This window comes from Actinoallomurus sp. NPDC052308 (genome assembly GCF_040679195.1).
Taxonomy (GTDB): Bacteria; Actinomycetota; Actinomycetes; order Streptosporangiales; family Streptosporangiaceae; genus Actinoallomurus; species Actinoallomurus liliacearum.
This window is the reverse complement of the sequence record NZ_JBFAUM010000003.1, coordinates 356753-373202: the sequence shown is the minus strand read 5'-3', so window position 1 is coordinate 373202 and position 16450 is coordinate 356753. Positions and strand designations below refer to the sequence as shown.

Genomic DNA, 16450 nt, shown 5'->3' with positions numbered 1-16450 from the left:
TCGTGACCTGTCGTGTTCACACTGATGCACGATTGGCCACATTCGGGCATCCGTGCTCTGGTATCTCGCCAACAAGCCGAAATGCTCTTACGTTGTGTTAACCAAGACCCTCGCTAGGCGGGTCGGTCGAACGGGGAAGGGCTGCGTCATGGCGCACGGGGTGATACATAGGGCATTGGACGGCTATCGATTCCAGATCTCCGGCGATCTTGATCTTACTCTTCCTTTCACCTCCGTGACGCGGTACGCCGTGGACGGGAGGATCTACGAGCTGACCTCCGGCGACCACCAGGCGGCGTCCGCGTGGGCCGAGGATCTCGGCATTCGCCACTTCGACGATGAATTCTCGGTTCAGGGCGGCGCACTTCGCACGACACGGGTGACCCATTATGACCAACGCGTCGCTCTGGAAGACCATCTCCTCGCCGTGATGTGGCAGGGTCGGAATTATTCACTGTTCGTCCCCATGTACAGCGCCAAGGCAGCCGACGCCGTGCGCCTTTTCCAGCTTCTGCGGGTCACCGAGCATCAGGACGGCATCACGGTCGCCTCCCGGAATCCCAAGCGGGCGGGCATCGCCGAGCCGGCCGACGTGGCCAAGGAGATCCCGGGGATCGGCCTGCTCGAGATCACCGCGCTCACCAAGACGACCGCGCGGAGGCTCCCGGCGTGGTCGGGCGCGCAGGTGCACAGCGGGGAGTTGTTCCGCGACACGCTCGACGACGACACGACGTACTTCCTGCTCGCCACGTCGTCCGCCATGGTCACCGTGCTGCCGCACGAGTCCCGCCAGGCCGCCGCGGTGGCGAACCGGATCGGCGGGCTGCGCGTCGAGACCGTCGCCTGATGGCGGCGATGCTGACCGGTGTGTCGGCCGGGACGGTGGCGTTGATCCTGCTCGCGGGCTTCGCGGGCCATCTGCTGCATCCGCGTGTCCTGCCCGCCGCCCTGACCGCGCATCGCACGGTTCCCGCCCCGCTGATCTGGCCGGTGGCCGTCGCGGTCGGCGCGCTGGAGGGCGTTCTCGGGGCGGTCACCGGGTACGCGCTGCTGGCCGGACGGCCCCGGGCGCTGACGCTCGGCGCGACCGGCAGCGCCCTGCTGTTCGTGGCCTACGCGCTGTACGGGCTGTACGTCCTGCGCACCCGGCCGAGCGGGCGGGGACGACACGGCGACCGCGTGGCGGGTGCGGAGAACCGGGCCGTGCCGTGCGGCTGCTCGGCCGACGACACCCCCATGAGCGGCTGGGTGGCCGGGCGGGCCGCGGCGCTCGCACTGGCGTCGGTGACCGCGTCGGCCGGCGCCGGTTCGGCCATCGCCTCGCACGGAGTGCATGTGGCGCTCGTTGGCCTGTCGTCCGTAACGTTCGCGGTGCTGCTGTGGTCGCTGCCGACGGCCATGGCCGACCCCGAAAGGAGCGTCGCGGGATGACCTTCGAGACCACGGCCCTGCTGGTGACCTGGGTGGCCATCCTCCTGCTCGCCCTCGTGGTGGCCGGGCTGGTCCGCCAGGTACACCACCTGACCAAGGGGCCCCGCACGCCCGACGACGGCCTGACCACGGGCATGACCGCACCGGGTCTGGCCCGGCTCGCGCCCGAGCCGGGCCGCCCGACGCTGCTGTTGTTCCTCGGCGCGGAGTGCCCGGCCTGCCACGACGTCTTCGAGGACGCGCTGGGCCAGACCGAGGCACCGCCGATCCGCGCGCTGTTCTTCGACGACGCCCTCGACGTGACCCCGCCGGACAACATGGTCGTCCTGGCGGATCAGGGCGAGCTGTTCCAGGAGTACCAGGTCCCGGCCACGCCGTACGCCGTGCTCGTCGGCTCGGACGGGCGGATCCGGACGGCCGAGCCGGTCGGCTCGGTGCGCGCGCTGCACGGGCTGATCGTGCAGGCCGGCGGCCGGGTCGTGGAAGCAGGTACGCCCGTGCCGCCGATCACCGACGCGGACACGGCGACCGTGTGAGAGAGAACGGGGAGGATGCCCGATGCTCGAACTCGACGACATTCCCATGCTGAGCGGCCCGCGGCCCGAGGGCGCCCGGCGGGCCGCCCGGCGGATCCCGCACGCGACGGCCGAGGGGGTGGCGCGCCGGTCCATGCTGGGCGGCGCGCTGGCCGCCGGCACCACCGTCGGCCTGTCCGCGCTCGGGGTCTTCGCCCCCGCGCGCAAGGCCCTCGCCGCCGGCTACACCCTGACGCCGGGCTACTACGACATCTACGGCACGTGCCCGGCGTACGCCGCGCCGTTCGACTGCTCCCCTGGCTGCGGGCCGAGCACCGTGCTGTCCAGCGCCTGCCGGACGAGCGGCAAGTACACGGGGTACCACCGCTCCGGGGTCTCCGATCCGGGGCGGTTCAAGCTCCGTCCCAACCAGTGCTACGCGGGCAAGTACGACGGCTGGATCTGGGCGTACGCCCATAAGTGCGGCAGTTGCACCAAGTCGGTGACCTGGCGCTGCCACGACGGCTGGAAGAAGAGCGCGGCGGGGCACTGGTACAAGACCGTCTGCCGGTGGGCCCTTGCCTGCGCCAAGTGAGACGCGGCCGGCCGGCCGGCTGCGCCGGGGGCTGACCGAGCCGCTGCTGCCGTTCGTCGCGCTGGCCCTGCTGGCCGTCGCGGCGGCGGCCGCGCAGCGGACCGTGCTGTGCTGGGCGTCGGTCGGGGCGCTGGCCGGATACTCGCTGTCCGGCTCGGTTTGAACGCGTAACAGCGACTTCGTGCTGTTCTCGCCAGGTTGGCGGGCTCACGTACGGCAGGGCGAGGTCCTGACCGTCTTCTCCCTCGGGCTGCTCCTCGGGGGCACGCTCAGCGCCACCGTGCTGTGGCTGCTGTCCGGTCTCGCGGCGCCGCTGCCCCGGGCCGTGCGGATCGGGGCGATCTTGGTGATCGCGGTGGCGGGCGTGGCGCGCGAGGCCGGCTGGATCCGCGTGCCGCTCCCCCAGAACGCCCGGCAGATCCCACGCGAGGTGCTGCAGAGCCGGATCCGGCGCGGTTCGCTGCAGTTCGGCTTCGAACTGGGCACCGGGGTGCGCACGTACGTCTCGGCGAGCGCGCCGTACGTCGTCGCGCTCGGGCTCGTGCTGGCGCACCAGGGGCCGCTCGCGACGATCCTGGCCGGCACCGGCTTCGGCGTCGGCCGGGCGGTCACCGCGACCGCCCGGTACGCCAGCCGGCACGACGAGTGGGACGACCGCCGCGTCACACGGATGCCGATCCTGACCAACGCGATCGGCGTCGCCGTCCTGCTCGCGCTCGCCCTGCTCTACGGCTAGGGCGCCAGCGTCACGTCGACGGTGAAGCCCTCCTCCTGGGACGCCGGGTCGAGCGCCAGGTCGGCGATCCGGCCGGCGGCCCGCAGGTCGGCCACGGCGAGGCGGGCGACGTCCGCGCCGCGGACCACCGCCCGCTCGACGTCGGCACGCATCGAGACCTTCGCGGTCGACTTGGCCTTGCGGACCTGCCGGAGGACGTCGGAGGTGGCGGTGAGGACCGCCGCGTCACCGCCCGCCGGGGCGTCGGCGATCGGCCAGGCGGCCCGGTGCACGGAGCCGTCCCGCCACCACGACCAGACCTCTTCGGTGACGTAAGGCAGGATCGGCGCGAACAGCCGCAGGACCACCGACAGCGCCTCGCGCAGCGCCGCCCGGGCGGAGACCGCCCCCTGGCCTGGTTCGCCGTCCGGCCCGCCGTAGGCGCGGGCCTTGACCAGCTCCAGGTAGTCGTCGCACAGGTCCCAGAAGAAGCGTTCGGTGCGCTCGAGGGCACGCGTGTAGTCGTACGCCTCGAAGGCGGCCGTGGCCTCGCGGACGGTCTCGGCCAGCGTCGCCAGCATCGCCAGGTCCAGCGGCTCCGTCACGGACGCGCCGGGCGGGACGTCGCCGAGGCCGAGCACGAACTTCGAGGCGTTGAGGATCTTGATGGCGAGCCGGCGGCCGATCTTGATCTGCCCCGTGTCGAACGCCGTGTCCGTGCCGAGCCGGCCGTTCGCGGCCCAGTAGCGCACCGCGTCGGCGCCGTGCTGGACGAGCAGGTCCATCGGCGTGACGACGTTGCCCTTGGACTTGGACATCTTCTTGCGGTCCGGGTCGAGGATCCAGCCGGACAGCGCGGTGCCGGTCCAGGGCAGCGAGCCGTGCTCCAGGTGCGCCCGCACGACGGTGGAGAACAGCCAGGTGCGGATGATGTCGTGCCCCTGGGGCCGCAGGTCGTACGGGAAGACCCGGCCGAAGAGGTCCGGGTCCCGCTCCCAGCCGCCGGCGAGCTGCGGCGTCAGCGAGGAGGTCGCCCAGGTGTCCATGACGTCCGGGTCGGCCATGAAGCCGTGCGGCTTGCCGCGCTGGTCCTCGGTGCGGCCCGGAGGGGCGTCGGAGGAGGGGTCGACCGGCAGCGCGTCCTCCGGCGGCGTGATCGGCCGGTCGTAGATCGGCTCGCCGTCGCCGTCCAGGGGGTACCAGACCGGGATCGGCACGCCGAAGAACCGCTGCCGGGAGATCAGCCAGTCGCCGGCCAGCCCCTCGACCCAGTTGTCGTACCGCCCCTTCATGTACGGCGGGTGCCAGGTCAGCTCGGCGCCGCGGGCCAGCAGCCGGTCGCGCAGCTCCGGGTCGCGCCCGCCGTTGCGGATGTACCACTGGCGGGTGGTGACGATCTCGAGCGGCTTGCTGCCCTTCTCGTAGAACTTCACCGGGCGGGTGAGGGGCCGCGGCTCGCCGTCGAGGTCGCCGGACGCGCGCAGCAGCTCGACGACGCGCTCGCGGGCCGAGTGCGCGGTCAGCCCGGCCAGCTCGGCGTACGGCTCCGGGGCGACGCCGGCCGGCGGGTCGGGCAGGATCCGGCCGTTCCAGTCGATGATCGCGCGCGTCGGGAGGTGCAGCTCCCGCCACCACGTCACGTCGGTCAGGTCGCCGAACGTGCAGATCATCGCGATGCCGGACCCCTTGTCCGGCTCGGCGAGGCGGTGCGCGACGATCGGCACCTCGACGCCGAACAGCGGCGTCCGCGCCGTGGTGCCGAACAGCTCGCGGTAGCGCTCGTCGTCCGGGTGGGCCACCAGCGCGACGCAGGCGGGCAGCAGCTCCGGCCGGGTCGTCTCGATGTACACCGGACGCCCGGCGGAACCGTGGAAGCGGATCCGGTGGAACGCGCCGGGCTGCTCGCGGTCCTCCAGCTCGGCCTGGGCGACCGCGGTGCGGAACGTGACGTCCCACAGGGTCGGGGCCTCGGAGACGTACGCCTCGCCACGTGCCAGGTTGCGCAGGAACGCCCGCTGGGCGGCGGCGCGGGCGGGCGCGCCGATCGTCGTGTAGAGCAGGGACCAGTCCACCGACAGCCCGACGCGGCGCCAGACGTCTTCGAAGGCCTTCTCGTCGATCCGGGTCAGCCGGTCGCACAGCTCGACGAAGTTGCGCCGGGACACCGGGATCTGCCGGCCGGGCTTGTCCGGAGGTTCGAACGCCGGGTCGTAGGGCAGGGACGGGTCACATCGGACGCCGAAGTAGTTCTGCACCCGGCGCTCGGTGGGCAGGCCGTTGTCGTCCCAGCCGATCGGGTAGAAGACCTCGCGGCCGCGCATCCGCTGGAAACGGGCGATCGTGTCGGTATGTGTGTAGGAGAAGACGTGACCGACGTGCAGGGAGCCGCTGACGGTGGGCGGCGGCGTGTCGATCGAGTAGATCTCCGAGCGCGCCTTCGACCGGTCGAAGCGGTAGGTGCCGCGCTCGTCCCAGAGTACGGCCCATTTCTCCTCGAGACCGTCGAGGGTGGGCTTCTCCGGCGGGCGTGGCTTGTCTGTCATGGCGCCCATGGTATTGGCGACGACGGCGGAGTCGGGCCTCGTCAGGTGATCGCCTGTGAGAGGGTCGGAACATCGACAGAACCGGAAATCACACTGGTAACGCGGGAGAGGGAGAACGCATGCCGGACAAGGGAGAGCTGGGCTGGCGGCTGGTGGCCGGCGCGGCGGCCTTCGGCGCCGGGTTCGCGGCCCGGAAGGCGATCACGTTCGGGTGGAAGCGGGCCATCGGCAAGGAGCCGCCGACCAACCCGGAGTCGCCGGAGGTCGAGCTGAAGGAGGCGATCGCCTGGGCCGTCGTCATGGGCGTCGGCATGGAGGTCGCGCGGCTGCTGGCCACCCGCGCCGCCGCGAACCGCTGGCACAAGAGCACGGGCGAGCTGCCCGCCGCGCTGCGCACGGCGGTCGACAAGGCCAAGAGCGTCGCCTGAGCGAGGTCGTGCCCGGCGCCCCACGGACCGACCGGGGGCGCCGTTCTCATCCGGTGACTCGATCCGCCACGCGCCGCGCCGAAGTGCGGCGACGGCCGTCGCATGGACGACCGGGTGGTCGGGGCGCCGCCGGGGGATGTCGACGAGGAGGGGGACTGGCGGCGGATCAGGCAGCCGGGTCTTCGTCAGTGCCCGGCCGGGGCGCGGGGGCGCCGATGGCGCGGCGGAGGTCCTTGCGCACGATGTCGGCCAGCCGCTTGGTGGCCGTGCGGTTGAGGGTGCCGCCGGCGACGGCGCCGGTCAGGAAGGGGCCCATCGTGGTCAGGTGCCGGCCGAGTGTGCGCATGAGGCGCTTGCGCAGGCCGGTTCTGGCCGCCAGGCCGAGCACGGCGGCGACGCTGCCGGGCTGCATCGGGTCGAAACCCCGCTGCTGGGCCCAGAGCTGCAGGAAGATCGCGCCCCGGGCCGTACCGCTGCCGGGCACCTGCACGCCGTAGACCTCGTGCAGTTCGGCGATCAGCTTGACCTCGATCGCGGCGACCGCGACGGTCTCCGCCACGATCTGGGCGGGCGCGGACAGCAGAAGCGGCGGTGTGACGAACTCCACCGCCGCCAGCGCGCCTCCGGTGGCGCCGACCGCGGTCGTGGCGCGCTGCGCGGCGCGCACGAGGGAGTCGGCCAGCCGCTCCCCGGTGAGGCCCTGGTGGTGGGCTCGGAGGGTCTGCAGGTCACGGACGGGGATGTGCGGGCCGATCTCCGCGACGACGTCCGTCAGCCAGCGTCCGCGCGCGAGACCCGCGGCGCGCGCCCGGCGCGCTCTCGCCGCCAGCAGGCGGGCGAGCCGGCCGAGCAGGCGACCGCGGGTCCCGTTATCGATCTCATCGTCGGACAATCGGCCGACCAGCTCCGCCATCTCCTGGCCGAGCCGGTCGTCACCGTCTTCCCTACGGGCGAGCTCTCCCTCGGACACGGGTGAACCCGGCGTCAGGCGGCGCACTCGCGGCAGATCAGCTGACCGTTCTTCTCCTCTGCCAGCTGGCTGCGGTGGTGCACGAGGAAGCAGCGGGCGCAGGTGAACTCGTCCGCCTGGCGCGGCAGAACGCGGAGGCTCAGCTCCTCGTTCGACAGGTCCGCACCCGGCAGCTCGGTCACCTCACCGGCGTCCAGGTCCTCGTCGATGACACCCGTGCTCTTGTCCGCCCGGCGCGCCTGCAGCTCCTGCAGGCTGTCCTCGTTGAGGTCATCATCAGTCTTGCGTGGGCTGTCGTAGTCGGTGGCCATCTTCTGTCTCCATCCCCCTCGGTCCTTAGTTATGCGCCCCGTCGCGCGGGTCTAACGCTCGGGAGGCTCATCTTGTGCCCGATCCGGGCGGGAAATTCTGTCACGGGATTTGACCCCGAACACGCAAGGCGCGTCGTATCACTCCGTGACTCCTCTCACCGCGCTTCCGAGATGTCCGATGTGGCGTAAATCACACAGCCCATGGCGAAGCGGTGACAGCCCTCCGCCGTGAACCGGATGATGACGGCGAACGTCACAGGTAACGCGATATGGTTTCCCGCCTGTACGGACCTGGCGGGTGCACAGGATAAGGGTTGCGGGAAGGGGTCACACATGCCGGATGCCGCTCCCCTGGAGCCGGGCGATCCGGCCGCGCTGGGGCAATACCAGGTAGTCGGAAGGCTCGGAGAGGGCGGCCAGGGCGCGGTCTTCCTCGGTCGGTCCCCGTCGGGGGACCCAGTGGCGATCAAGCTGCTGCACGAGCAGATGAACTCCGACTCCTCTGCCCGGACGCGGTTCGCGCGCGAGGCCGAGGCGGCGCAGAAGGTCTCGGCGTTCTGCACCGCGCGGGTCCTGGACTACGACCTGAACGGCCGGCCGCCCTACATCATCAGTGAGTTCATCGACGGCCCGCCGCTGTACGACGTGGTCCTTCAGGAGGGCCCTTTCGAGGGGGCGGCGCTCGAGCGCCTGGCGATCGGCACGGCGACCGCGCTCGCGGCCATTCACGAGGCCGGCATCGTCCACCGCGATTTCAAACCGAACAACGTTCTCCTGGCGTCCGACGGCCCGCGCGTGGTCGACTTCGGCATCGCCCGGTCCGTGGACTCCCAGCAGAGTTCGGTGACGGCGACCGGCATGGTGGTCGGCACGCCCGGGTATCTCGCCCCGGAGCAGCTCACCGGTGAGCCGCTGATGCCGTCCGTGGACATCTTCGCGTGGGGCGCCACCATGGTCTTCGCGGCGACCGGGCGGTCGCCGTTCGAGGCCGAGACGCTCCCGATCATCATCAACCGGATCCTCAACGAGGAGCCGGACCTGTCCCGGCTGCACGGCACGATGCGCGAGCTGGTCGCCGCCGCCCTGGACAAGAATGCACGCCGCCGCCCCGCCGCGCACCAGCTCCTGCTGCGGCTGCTGGGCCAGGTCGGCGCGGCTCCCGGTCCGGCGGCCGACCGGAACGACCTGCTCGACAAGGGCACCCAGATCGCCGCGCAGCTGCCGCCGCCTCCGCCGATCACGACCCCGCCGCCGATGATGCACCCGGGCCCCCCGACCCCGCCGCCGATGCGTCCCGGCCCGTCCACGCCGCCCCCGATGATGCACCCGGGCCCGGCGACGCCGAACCCGATGATGCGTCCGGGACCCCAGACGCCCCCGCCCTGGCAGGGGCAGGGCCGGCCGACGCACCCGCAGGGGGCGCCGTACGCCCCGCCGCGTCCCCAGAAGAAGAGCAGTAACGCCCCGCTCTTCGTCGGCCTCGGCTGCGTCGTCGTGCTGCTGCTGGCGATCGGCCTGCCGATCGCCATCGGGGCGGGCCTGTGGAACAAGGTCAACAAGGACCAGTTGCCGTCGGGCTTCGAGGGGAGCTGGGGCGGCAAGGGCATACCGACGAGCAACGTGGCCTTCGGCACCAGCCAGTCGCACGAGATCGACCTCACGCTCTACCGCCTCATCAAATCGGGCAACGTCCGGTACGAGACCTGCTCCGGCAGCCTCGACAACCCGCAGATCTCCGACGACGGCAAGCAGGTGACGTTCCAGCAGACCCTCACGTCGTTCGGGACCAACCAGTGCCTGTCCCCCTCGTCCGTGACTCTGACCCTGAGCGGCTCGTCGATGACCTGGCAGATGAGCCAGACCGCCGGCGGCGCTCCGCTCGCCAGCGGCACCCTCACCAAGCAGTAGGCCCCCGAACCCGTCCGAGGGAGGACGCCCATGCCCGGAAGCCCGCTACGAGCCGGTGATCCGGAACGCGTGGGCGCCTACGGCCTGGCCGGCCGCCTCGGCGAGGGCGGCCAGGGGGTCGTCTACCTCGGCGAGGCGCCGGACGGCCGGCAGGTCGCGGTCAAGCTCCTGCACGCGCAGTTCAGCGGGGACACGAAGGTACGGGCCCGGTTCGCCGGGGAGCTGGCCAGCGCCAAGCGCGTGGCGCCGTTCTGCACGGCCCAGATCCTCGACGCCGACGTCGAGGGCGACACGCCCTACCTCGTCAGCGAGTACATCGACGGTCCGTCGCTGCGCCAGGTCGTCGACGCCGAGGGGCCCCGCTGGGGCGCTTCACTTCAACGCCTGGCCATCGGCACGGTCACCGCGCTGGCGGCGATCCACGAGGCCGGGATCGTCCACCGTGATTTCAAGCCGTCGAACGTCCTGCTCGCCACCGACGGCCCACGGGTGATCGACTTCGGCATCGCCCGAGCCCTGGACGCCACCGGCACCCTGTCGAGCACGGCGGTGGGCACGCCGTCGTACATGTCGCCCGAGCAGATCTCCGGGCACGTCGTCGGCCCGGCGACGGACGTGTTCGCGTGGGCCGCCGCGATGGTGTTCGCCGCGACGGGCTCGCCGCCGTTCGGCCAGGACTCCATCCCCGCCGTGATGAACCGCATCCTGAACCAGGAGCCGTACCTCGGGATGCTGACCGGGCCGCTCCGGGAGATCGTCACGGCCTGCCTGGTGAAGGACCCCGCGCGGCGGCCCACCGCCCAGCAGGTCCTGCTGCGCCTGCTCAGCCACGAGGGCGTGGTCCTGCCGGGCGCCGGTGCGCCCGCGCCCACCACGATTCTGCAGGAGGGCGCGCAGGTCGCGGCCGAAGGGGCGCCGTCCGGCGGCTGGGCGTCCCCGGGGCCGTACGCCCCGCCGAGCGACACCCCGCCGCCCGGCCCCTACGCCCCGGCGGGCGACACCCCGCCACCGGGCCCCTACGCCCCGCTGAGCGACACCCCGCCGCCCGGCCCCTACGCCCTGGCGGGCGACACCCCACCGCCGGGCCCCTATGGCACCGACCGGCCGGCCGGTCCCTACCCGGGCGACACGCCGCCGTACGGCCGCGGGCCCGACACGGCGCCACCCGGCCCGTACGGCCCGACGGCGCCGTACGGCCCGTACGGGCCCGCCGGGGACCCGCCGACGACGCCCGCCCGGCGGCGCACCCGGCCCGGCGTCGTCGCGGCCGTCGCCGCGGGCGCGGTCGTGCTGATCGCGACGAGCGCGGTGGCGGCGGTCCAGCTCCTGCCCCACCACCGCTCGAACCCGCGCCCCGGCCCGACGGACGCCCTGGCGGGCCGGTTCGGCGGCGGCTTCCGGATGGCGATGTACGCCCCGGGGGCCATCGACCCGTCCAACGCCGTGCTCACCTCCGACGTGTTCGCCGCCGAGAACCTCTTCACCGGTCTGACCACGATCCGGCCCAACGGCTCCGTCGCCCAGGCGCTCGCCACGAAGATGACGCCGAACACCGGCTGCACCGAGTGGGACTTCACGATCAAGCAGGGCACCACCTTCACCGACGGGAGCCCCGTCGACGCCGCCGCCTTCGTCCGCGGCTGGAACCGCGCCGCCCGCGGCACGGGCATGGGCTACCTCATGACCGAGATCAAGGGGTACCCGGACGTCGTCGCGGGCCGGAGCAAGACGATGCAGGGCGTCGTGGCGGAGGGCGCCGGGACGCTCCGGGTGACCCTGACCAAGGCCGACTGCGACTTCGCCATGCGGGTCGCCACCCCGCCGTTCGCGCCGGTCCCGGCGGCCGCCGGGGAGCCGACGAACACCGCCTTCAACAACAACCCCGTCGGCAACGGCCCGTTCCGGGTGAGCCAGTACACCCCCAACCAGCGGCTGAGCCTCGTCCGCAACGAGGGCTACACCCTGGCCAGGCCCAAACTCGACACGGTCGACGTCACTTTCGTCTCCGACCTCAACCAGGCACTGACGGGCTTCGACGCCGGGCAGTACGACTGGGCCGAGGTCGAGGGGACCACGGTGAACAGCGCCCGCGCCCGGCACACCGCGGACCACAAGCTGATCCAGGTCGCCTCGACCACCATGACGTACCTGATGCCGCTCACGGACCAGGGGCCGATGAAGTCCAAGGAGGCGCGGCTCGCCGTCTCCTACGCCCTGGACCGGAAGGCCCTCGCCGCCGCGCTGGGCCAGGGCTACACCCCGGCGACCTCCCTGGTGCCGCCCGCGGTCCCCGGCGCCGACGTGGGCGGCTGCACCGCCTGCACGACCGACATCGGGAAGGCCAAGTCCATGGCCGACGCGGCCGGGCTCGGCTCAGGCGCCAAGGTGACCCTCACCGTCGCGAACCAGGCCACCTACCTGCAGCTCGCGACGCTGGTGCAGAGCCAGTTGAAGACGGCGCTGGGCTGGAACGTCCAGTTGCGGACCCTGCCGACCGCCGAGTTCTACAAGGACATGGCCGGCAAGAACCCGCAGGGCCTGTACCGGCTGTCCTGGGCCGCCGACTATCCCTCGGCCGAGAGCGTGCTCGACGCCCTGCTGGCCGGTGACAACATCCAGCGCAAGAGCGACGGCTCCACCACCGGGACCAACTACGCGCGCTACAGCAACCCCGCCTTCGACACCGCGCTGAACAGCGCCCGCGCCACCTCCGACTCGACCCAGCGCGCCCAGCGGCTCCAGGCGGCGGAGAAGATCGCGCTCGACGACATGGCCTACATCCCGCTGTACTCCAACGCGACGTTCCGGGTCGCGAACACCGCGTCCTTCGTCGGCATGGACCTGGACTACACCGGCTTCCCGGTGCTCACCACGACCGCGCACAAGTGAGAGCGCCGGCCGGGGCCGCCCGCCGGTGGGCCTCGGTCAGGCGAGCGGCAGCCGTACGGTCACGATCAGGCCGCCGTCCTCGCGCGGCGTGGCGATCACCGTCCCGCCGTGCGCGCCGACCACCGACCGCACGATGGACAGGCCCAGGCCCGCGCCCTTGGACGACTCGATCCGGTCGGTGTTGAGCCGCCGGAACGGCTCGAACAGGCTCTGCACCTCGTAGGCGGGCACCACCGGGCCGGTGTTCTCCACCTGGCAGGTGGCCCACCCGTCCAGGACGCCGGTGCGGACGACGACCATCCCGTCGTCGACGTTGTGGCGGATCGCGTTGTCGACGAGGTTCGACACGAGGTGCTCGAGCAGCACCGGGTCCCCCACCGTCGGCGCCTCGGTGAGCTCCGGCTTGACGTCGATGTCCGGCCGGTCCGTCCGGACCGCCGTCTTGAGCACCGTGGAGGCGACCTCGCCCAGGTCCACGGCCGTGCGGGTCGTCAGTTCACGCTCGCTGCGGGCCAGGAGGAGCAGTCCCTCGATCAGGCGTTCGTGGCGGGCGTTGTTCGCCAGGAGGGTCTTGCCGACCGTCTTCATGTCCTCCGACGCCTCGGGGTCGGTGACCGCGACCTCCAGGAGGGTCCGATTGATGGCGAGCGGCGTGCGCAGCTCGTGCGAGGCGTTGCTGACGAACCGCCGCTGCGTGTCGAACGCCTGGCTGAGCCGGTCGAGCATGGCGTCGAACGTGTCGGCCAGCTCCTTGATCTCGTCCTCAGGGCCCTGCAGGGCGATCCGCTGGTGCAGGGTGCTCTCGGAGAGCTTGCGCGCGGTGACCGTGACCTTCTGCAGCGGCGCGAGCGCCCGGTCGGCGACGAACCAGCCGAGTGCCAGCGCGATCAGCCCGACTCCGAGCAGGGCGAACGCCGACTGCACGATCAGCCGGTGCTGCACCCCGTCGATGAAGGCCCGCCGGATGGCGCTGGCCTGCTGCTGGGTGATGCCGCCCGGCTCGGCGGGCTGCACGGCGAACGGCAGGTTCTCCAGGATGTTGGTGACCAGGACGTACGCGACCGTCAGCAGCAGGAACCCCGCGGCGAAGAACAGCCCGCCGTACAGGAGCGTGAGCCGCAGCCGCACCGTCATGCGGCGCGGCAGCGAGCCGGGCGAAGGGATCAAAGACGGTACCCCGCGCCCGGGACCGTCTCGATGGCCTGCGGTTCACCGAGTTTCTTGCGAAGCGTCATCATGGTCACCCGCACCACGTTGGTGAACGGATCGATGTTCTCGTCCCACGCCTTCTCCAGCAGGTGCTCGGCGCTGACGACGGTGCCCTGGGCGCGCATCAGCACCTCGAGGACGGCGAACTCCTTGGGCGTCAGGTCGACCGGGCGGCCGTCCCGGGTGACGGCGCGGCGCGCGGGATCCAGCCGCACGCCGGCGCGCTCGAGCACGGGCGGCAGCGGCGGCGCGGAACGTCGGCCCAGTGCGCGGATCCGGGCGATCAACTCGGCGAACGCGAACGGCTTGGCCAGGTAGTCGTCGGCTCCGATCGACAGGCCCTCGACCTTGTCCTCCAGCTCACCCGCCGCGGTCAGCATGAGGACCCGTACCGTGGCCCCGTCGGCGACGAGGCTCCGGCAGACCTCGTCGCCGTGGACCCGCGGTAGATCGCGGTCCAGCACGACCACGTCGTAGTCGTTGACGCTGGTCCGCTCCAGCGCGCTGGCGCCGTCGTACGCGACGTCGACGGCCATCGCCTCGCGCCGCAGCCCGGTGGCGATGGTGTCGGCGAGTACGCGCTCGTCCTCGACGACCAGGACTCTCACCCTGTTTCCACCCCCTGGAAGGCCACGCGCTGGACCGGCAGGTTCAGTTATGTCACAGCGCGCGTAAGCGCCCGATAAGCCGCGTCCAGGATATTCACAGGTTTACCGCGAAGAGTGGCATGGGTAGGGGAGCCTGGCGACCTATCGAAAGGAGACCGCGTGGGCGAGTTGACGGCCACGATCCACCAGCGCCTGTCCGATGCGTACGATTCGCTCCGGACGGCCCGCGACACGGGCGACGATCTCCTGATCGACGCCCAACAGGCCGAGATCGACGACCTGCGGCGCACCGCCGCAGACCACGGGATCGACCTTCCGCGCTGCGGCTGAGCACACCGCGGGCCGACGCCCGCACCTGAAACGTACGGGGGCCCCGCACCGATCCGGTGCGGGGCTCTGCGTACGCGCCGAACGGATCCTTCCTCGACCGGATCCTTCGTCAGCCGTTCGCGGCGCCGGCCTCGTCCAGCAGGTCGTGCAGCGGAGCGAACAGGTCGGGGGCTGCGGCCATCGTGAGGCCCGCGCTCGGCGGGGCGCCGTGCAGGCCGCCGACCGACCCGCCGGCCTCCTGGACGATCAACGCGCCCGCGGCGAAGTCCCAGATCTTGGGCCCGCTCTCGTAGTAGGCGTCGACGCGCCCGGCGGCCACGGAGCACAGGTCGGCGGCGGCCGAGCCGCCGCGCCGGATGTCGCGGACGCGCGGCAGCACGCGCAGCAGGGCCTCGGCCTGGCGGGCGCGCAGCTCCGCGGCGTACCCGAACCCGGTGGCGACCAGGGCCTGGTCCAGGGAGACTCCGGTGTTGCACCGCAGCGGCCGGATCGAGCCGTCCACGCACACCAGGTGGGAGCCCTGGCCGCGGGCGGCGGTGTACAGCTCGCCGCGCATCGGCACGGCGACGACGCCGACCAGGACCTCACCGTCGACCTCGGCGGCGATGCTGACGGCCCAGTCGGGCAGGTCGTACAGGTAGTTGACCGTGCCGTCGATCGGGTCGATGATCCAGCGGACGCCGCTGGACCCGCCGGTCTCGCCACCCTCCTCGCCGAGGAAGGCGTCGCCCGGCCGGGCGGCCCGGATGCGGTCGACGATCAGCCGCTCGGACGCCCGGTCCATCTCGGTGACGACGTCGGTCGAGCTGCTCTTGGTGTACGCGACGCCGAGGTCGGCCGGTCGCTTGTCCACGAGCATGACGGCGGCCACCTCCGCCGTGCTGATCGCCAGTTCCAGCAGCTCCTGCAGGTCTTGCACGTTCCCCCCTCGTGATTCAGGCCCGTACGGCCTCGTACGCGTCCGGCGTCGGCCGGCCGTCAGCCCGTGCGGCGGCAGTGGCCCGCGGCGCAGCAGTCCGGGCGCGGACCGAGACTCCCCAGCGCGGGGCGTTCCGTGCCGTCGCGTTCGAGGAGCAGCTCACGGACCATCGCGACGAAGCGGGGATGGACGCCGGGCGTCGCCGCGCGCTCGATCCGCAGGCCCAGCCGGTCGGCGAGCTCGGCCGCCTCGACGTCCAGGTCGTACTTGACCTCCATGTGGTCGGAGACGAACCCGACCGGCACGATGACCGCCGCGCGGACGCCCTTGGCGTGGATCTCGGACAGATGGTCGAGGACGTCCGGCTCCAGCCACGGCACGCTGGGCGGACCGCTGCGGCTCTGGTACACCAGGTCCCAGGGACGGCCCTCCGCCACGAGGGCGGAGATGTCGTTCAGCTCGGCCACGTAGTCCTCGCGGCCAGGCTGGGCCAGCGGCACGCTGTGGGCGGTGAAGACCAGGCGCGCGTCGTCGCGCAGCTCGGCGGGCAGCCGGTCGAGGGCGGCCCGGGTGTTCTCGATCATCGGCTCGACGAAGCCGGGGTGGTTGTAGTAGATCCGGAGCTTGTCCACCTCGGGGGCGTCCTCGACCTCGGCGCGGGCCCGGTCGATGTCCTCGAGGTACTGCCGGCAGCAGGAGTAGCCGCTGTAGGCGGAGGTCACGAACGCCGCCGCCCGGCGTACGCCGTCGGCCTTCATCCGCCGCAGCGTGTCGGCGAGGAACGGGTGCCAGTTCCGGTTCCCCCAGTAGACCGGCAGGTCGAGGTCGTTCGCGGCGAAATCGGCCTCGATGGCGGCCTTGAGGTCGCGGCAGTGCCGGTTGATCGGGCTGACGCCGCCGAAGCGGTGGTAGTGCTCGGCCACACTCTCGAGGCGGGCCCGCGGGACTCCCCGGCCCCGCGTGACGTTCTCCAGGAACGGCATGACGTCCTCGGGCCCCTCCGGCCCACCGAAGGACAGCAACAGCAGCGCGTCGTACGGCATGCCTACCATCCAACCAGCAGCGCGACACCGCCCCGC

17 protein-coding genes are annotated in these 16450 nt (G+C 72.1%); 10 read left to right on the top strand and 7 right to left on the bottom strand.

Annotated elements, in window-relative coordinates:
• Window positions 1-235: 235 nt before the first annotated feature.
• From AB0L00_RS13115 to AB0L00_RS13090, 6 genes are read left to right on the top strand one after another with little or no spacing between them, the layout of a single operon-like run.
• Window positions 236-847: a hypothetical protein gene (locus tag AB0L00_RS13115; RefSeq protein WP_364432491.1), complete on the top strand. Its 612-nt coding sequence runs from the start codon at window positions 236-238 to the stop codon at window positions 845-847.
• Window positions 847-1431: a MauE/DoxX family redox-associated membrane protein gene (locus AB0L00_RS13110; protein ID WP_364432488.1), complete on the top strand. Its 585-nt coding sequence runs from the start codon at window positions 847-849 to the stop codon at window positions 1429-1431. The genes AB0L00_RS13115 and AB0L00_RS13110 overlap by 1 nt, the downstream gene beginning before the upstream one ends.
• Window positions 1428-1967, top strand: coding sequence for a hypothetical protein (locus tag AB0L00_RS13105; protein ID WP_364432486.1), 540 nt, complete (start codon window positions 1428-1430; stop codon window positions 1965-1967). The genes AB0L00_RS13110 and AB0L00_RS13105 overlap by 4 nt, the downstream gene beginning before the upstream one ends.
• Window positions 1968-1989: 22 nt before the next feature.
• Window positions 1990-2541, top strand: a complete 552-nt coding sequence (locus AB0L00_RS13100; RefSeq protein ID WP_364432483.1) for a hypothetical protein — start codon at window positions 1990-1992, stop codon at window positions 2539-2541.
• The gene (locus AB0L00_RS13095) at window positions 2525-2704 is read left to right on the top strand and encodes a hypothetical protein (RefSeq protein ID WP_364432481.1); all 180 of its coding nucleotides are present in this window, start codon (window positions 2525-2527) and stop codon (window positions 2702-2704) included. Before AB0L00_RS13100 ends, AB0L00_RS13095 begins: the two co-directional genes overlap by 17 nt.
• 18 nt (window positions 2705-2722) lie before the next feature.
• A complete protein-coding gene (locus AB0L00_RS13090; RefSeq protein WP_364432478.1) occupies window positions 2723-3277 on the top strand; it encodes a hypothetical protein in 555 nt (184 codons plus the stop codon).
• On the opposite strand, the gene valS is transcribed toward AB0L00_RS13090, so the two are convergent.
• A complete protein-coding gene (gene valS, locus AB0L00_RS13085) occupies window positions 3274-5799 on the bottom strand; it encodes a valine--tRNA ligase (protein WP_364432475.1) in 2526 nt (841 codons plus the stop codon). The two genes, AB0L00_RS13090 and valS, sit on opposite strands and share 4 nt — an antisense overlap.
• A gap of 119 nt (window positions 5800-5918) precedes the next feature.
• Between valS and AB0L00_RS13080 the strand changes: the two genes are divergently transcribed.
• Window positions 5919-6227 (top strand): DUF4235 domain-containing protein, encoded by a 309-nt coding sequence (locus tag AB0L00_RS13080; RefSeq protein ID WP_345359050.1) that lies wholly within the window; start codon window positions 5919-5921, stop codon window positions 6225-6227.
• Between the two features lie 166 nt (window positions 6228-6393).
• On the opposite strand, the gene AB0L00_RS13075 is transcribed toward AB0L00_RS13080, so the two are convergent.
• Both AB0L00_RS13075 and AB0L00_RS13070 read right to left on the bottom strand, forming a co-directional pair.
• Complete coding sequence (locus AB0L00_RS13075; protein ID WP_364433242.1) at window positions 6394-7140, bottom strand: hypothetical protein; 747 nt, start codon at window positions 7138-7140, stop codon at window positions 6394-6396.
• Window positions 7141-7211: 71 nt separating this feature from the next.
• Window positions 7212-7508: a DUF4193 domain-containing protein gene (locus tag AB0L00_RS13070; protein WP_329240019.1), complete on the bottom strand. Its 297-nt coding sequence runs from the start codon at window positions 7506-7508 to the stop codon at window positions 7212-7214.
• A gap of 333 nt (window positions 7509-7841) precedes the next feature.
• Here AB0L00_RS13070 and AB0L00_RS13065 point away from each other — a divergent pair, with 333 nt between their 5' ends.
• On the top strand, window positions 7842-9416 hold the full coding sequence (locus AB0L00_RS13065) for a protein kinase (protein ID WP_364432473.1): 1575 nt from the start codon (window positions 7842-7844) through the stop codon (window positions 9414-9416).
• A 30-nt stretch (window positions 9417-9446) separates the two neighbouring features.
• Entirely contained in the window at window positions 9447-12305 is a 2859-nt protein-coding gene (locus tag AB0L00_RS13060; protein ID WP_364432470.1) for an ABC transporter substrate-binding protein, read from the top strand.
• A gap of 36 nt (window positions 12306-12341) precedes the next feature.
• Here AB0L00_RS13060 and AB0L00_RS13055 read toward each other — a convergent pair whose 3' ends face one another.
• Both AB0L00_RS13055 and AB0L00_RS13050 read right to left on the bottom strand, forming a co-directional pair.
• Window positions 12342-13439, bottom strand: coding sequence for an ATP-binding protein (locus AB0L00_RS13055; RefSeq protein WP_364433239.1), 1098 nt, complete (start codon window positions 13437-13439; stop codon window positions 12342-12344).
• 29 nt (window positions 13440-13468) lie between these two features.
• Entirely contained in the window at window positions 13469-14122 is a 654-nt protein-coding gene (locus AB0L00_RS13050; protein WP_364432467.1) for a response regulator transcription factor, read from the bottom strand.
• A 159-nt stretch (window positions 14123-14281) separates the two neighbouring features.
• Here AB0L00_RS13050 and AB0L00_RS13045 point away from each other — a divergent pair, with 159 nt between their 5' ends.
• Complete coding sequence (locus tag AB0L00_RS13045; RefSeq protein ID WP_364432465.1) at window positions 14282-14452, top strand: hypothetical protein; 171 nt, start codon at window positions 14282-14284, stop codon at window positions 14450-14452.
• Between the two features lie 109 nt (window positions 14453-14561).
• Here the strand turns inward: AB0L00_RS13045 and AB0L00_RS13040 are convergent, their stop codons facing one another.
• Together AB0L00_RS13040 and AB0L00_RS13035 are read right to left on the bottom strand one after the other, a co-directional pair.
• Complete coding sequence (locus AB0L00_RS13040) at window positions 14562-15371, bottom strand: inositol monophosphatase family protein (protein WP_364432463.1); 810 nt, start codon at window positions 15369-15371, stop codon at window positions 14562-14564.
• A gap of 59 nt (window positions 15372-15430) precedes the next feature.
• Complete coding sequence (locus AB0L00_RS13035; RefSeq protein ID WP_364432460.1) at window positions 15431-16414, bottom strand: ferrochelatase; 984 nt, start codon at window positions 16412-16414, stop codon at window positions 15431-15433.
• Window positions 16415-16450 lie beyond the last annotated feature (36 nt).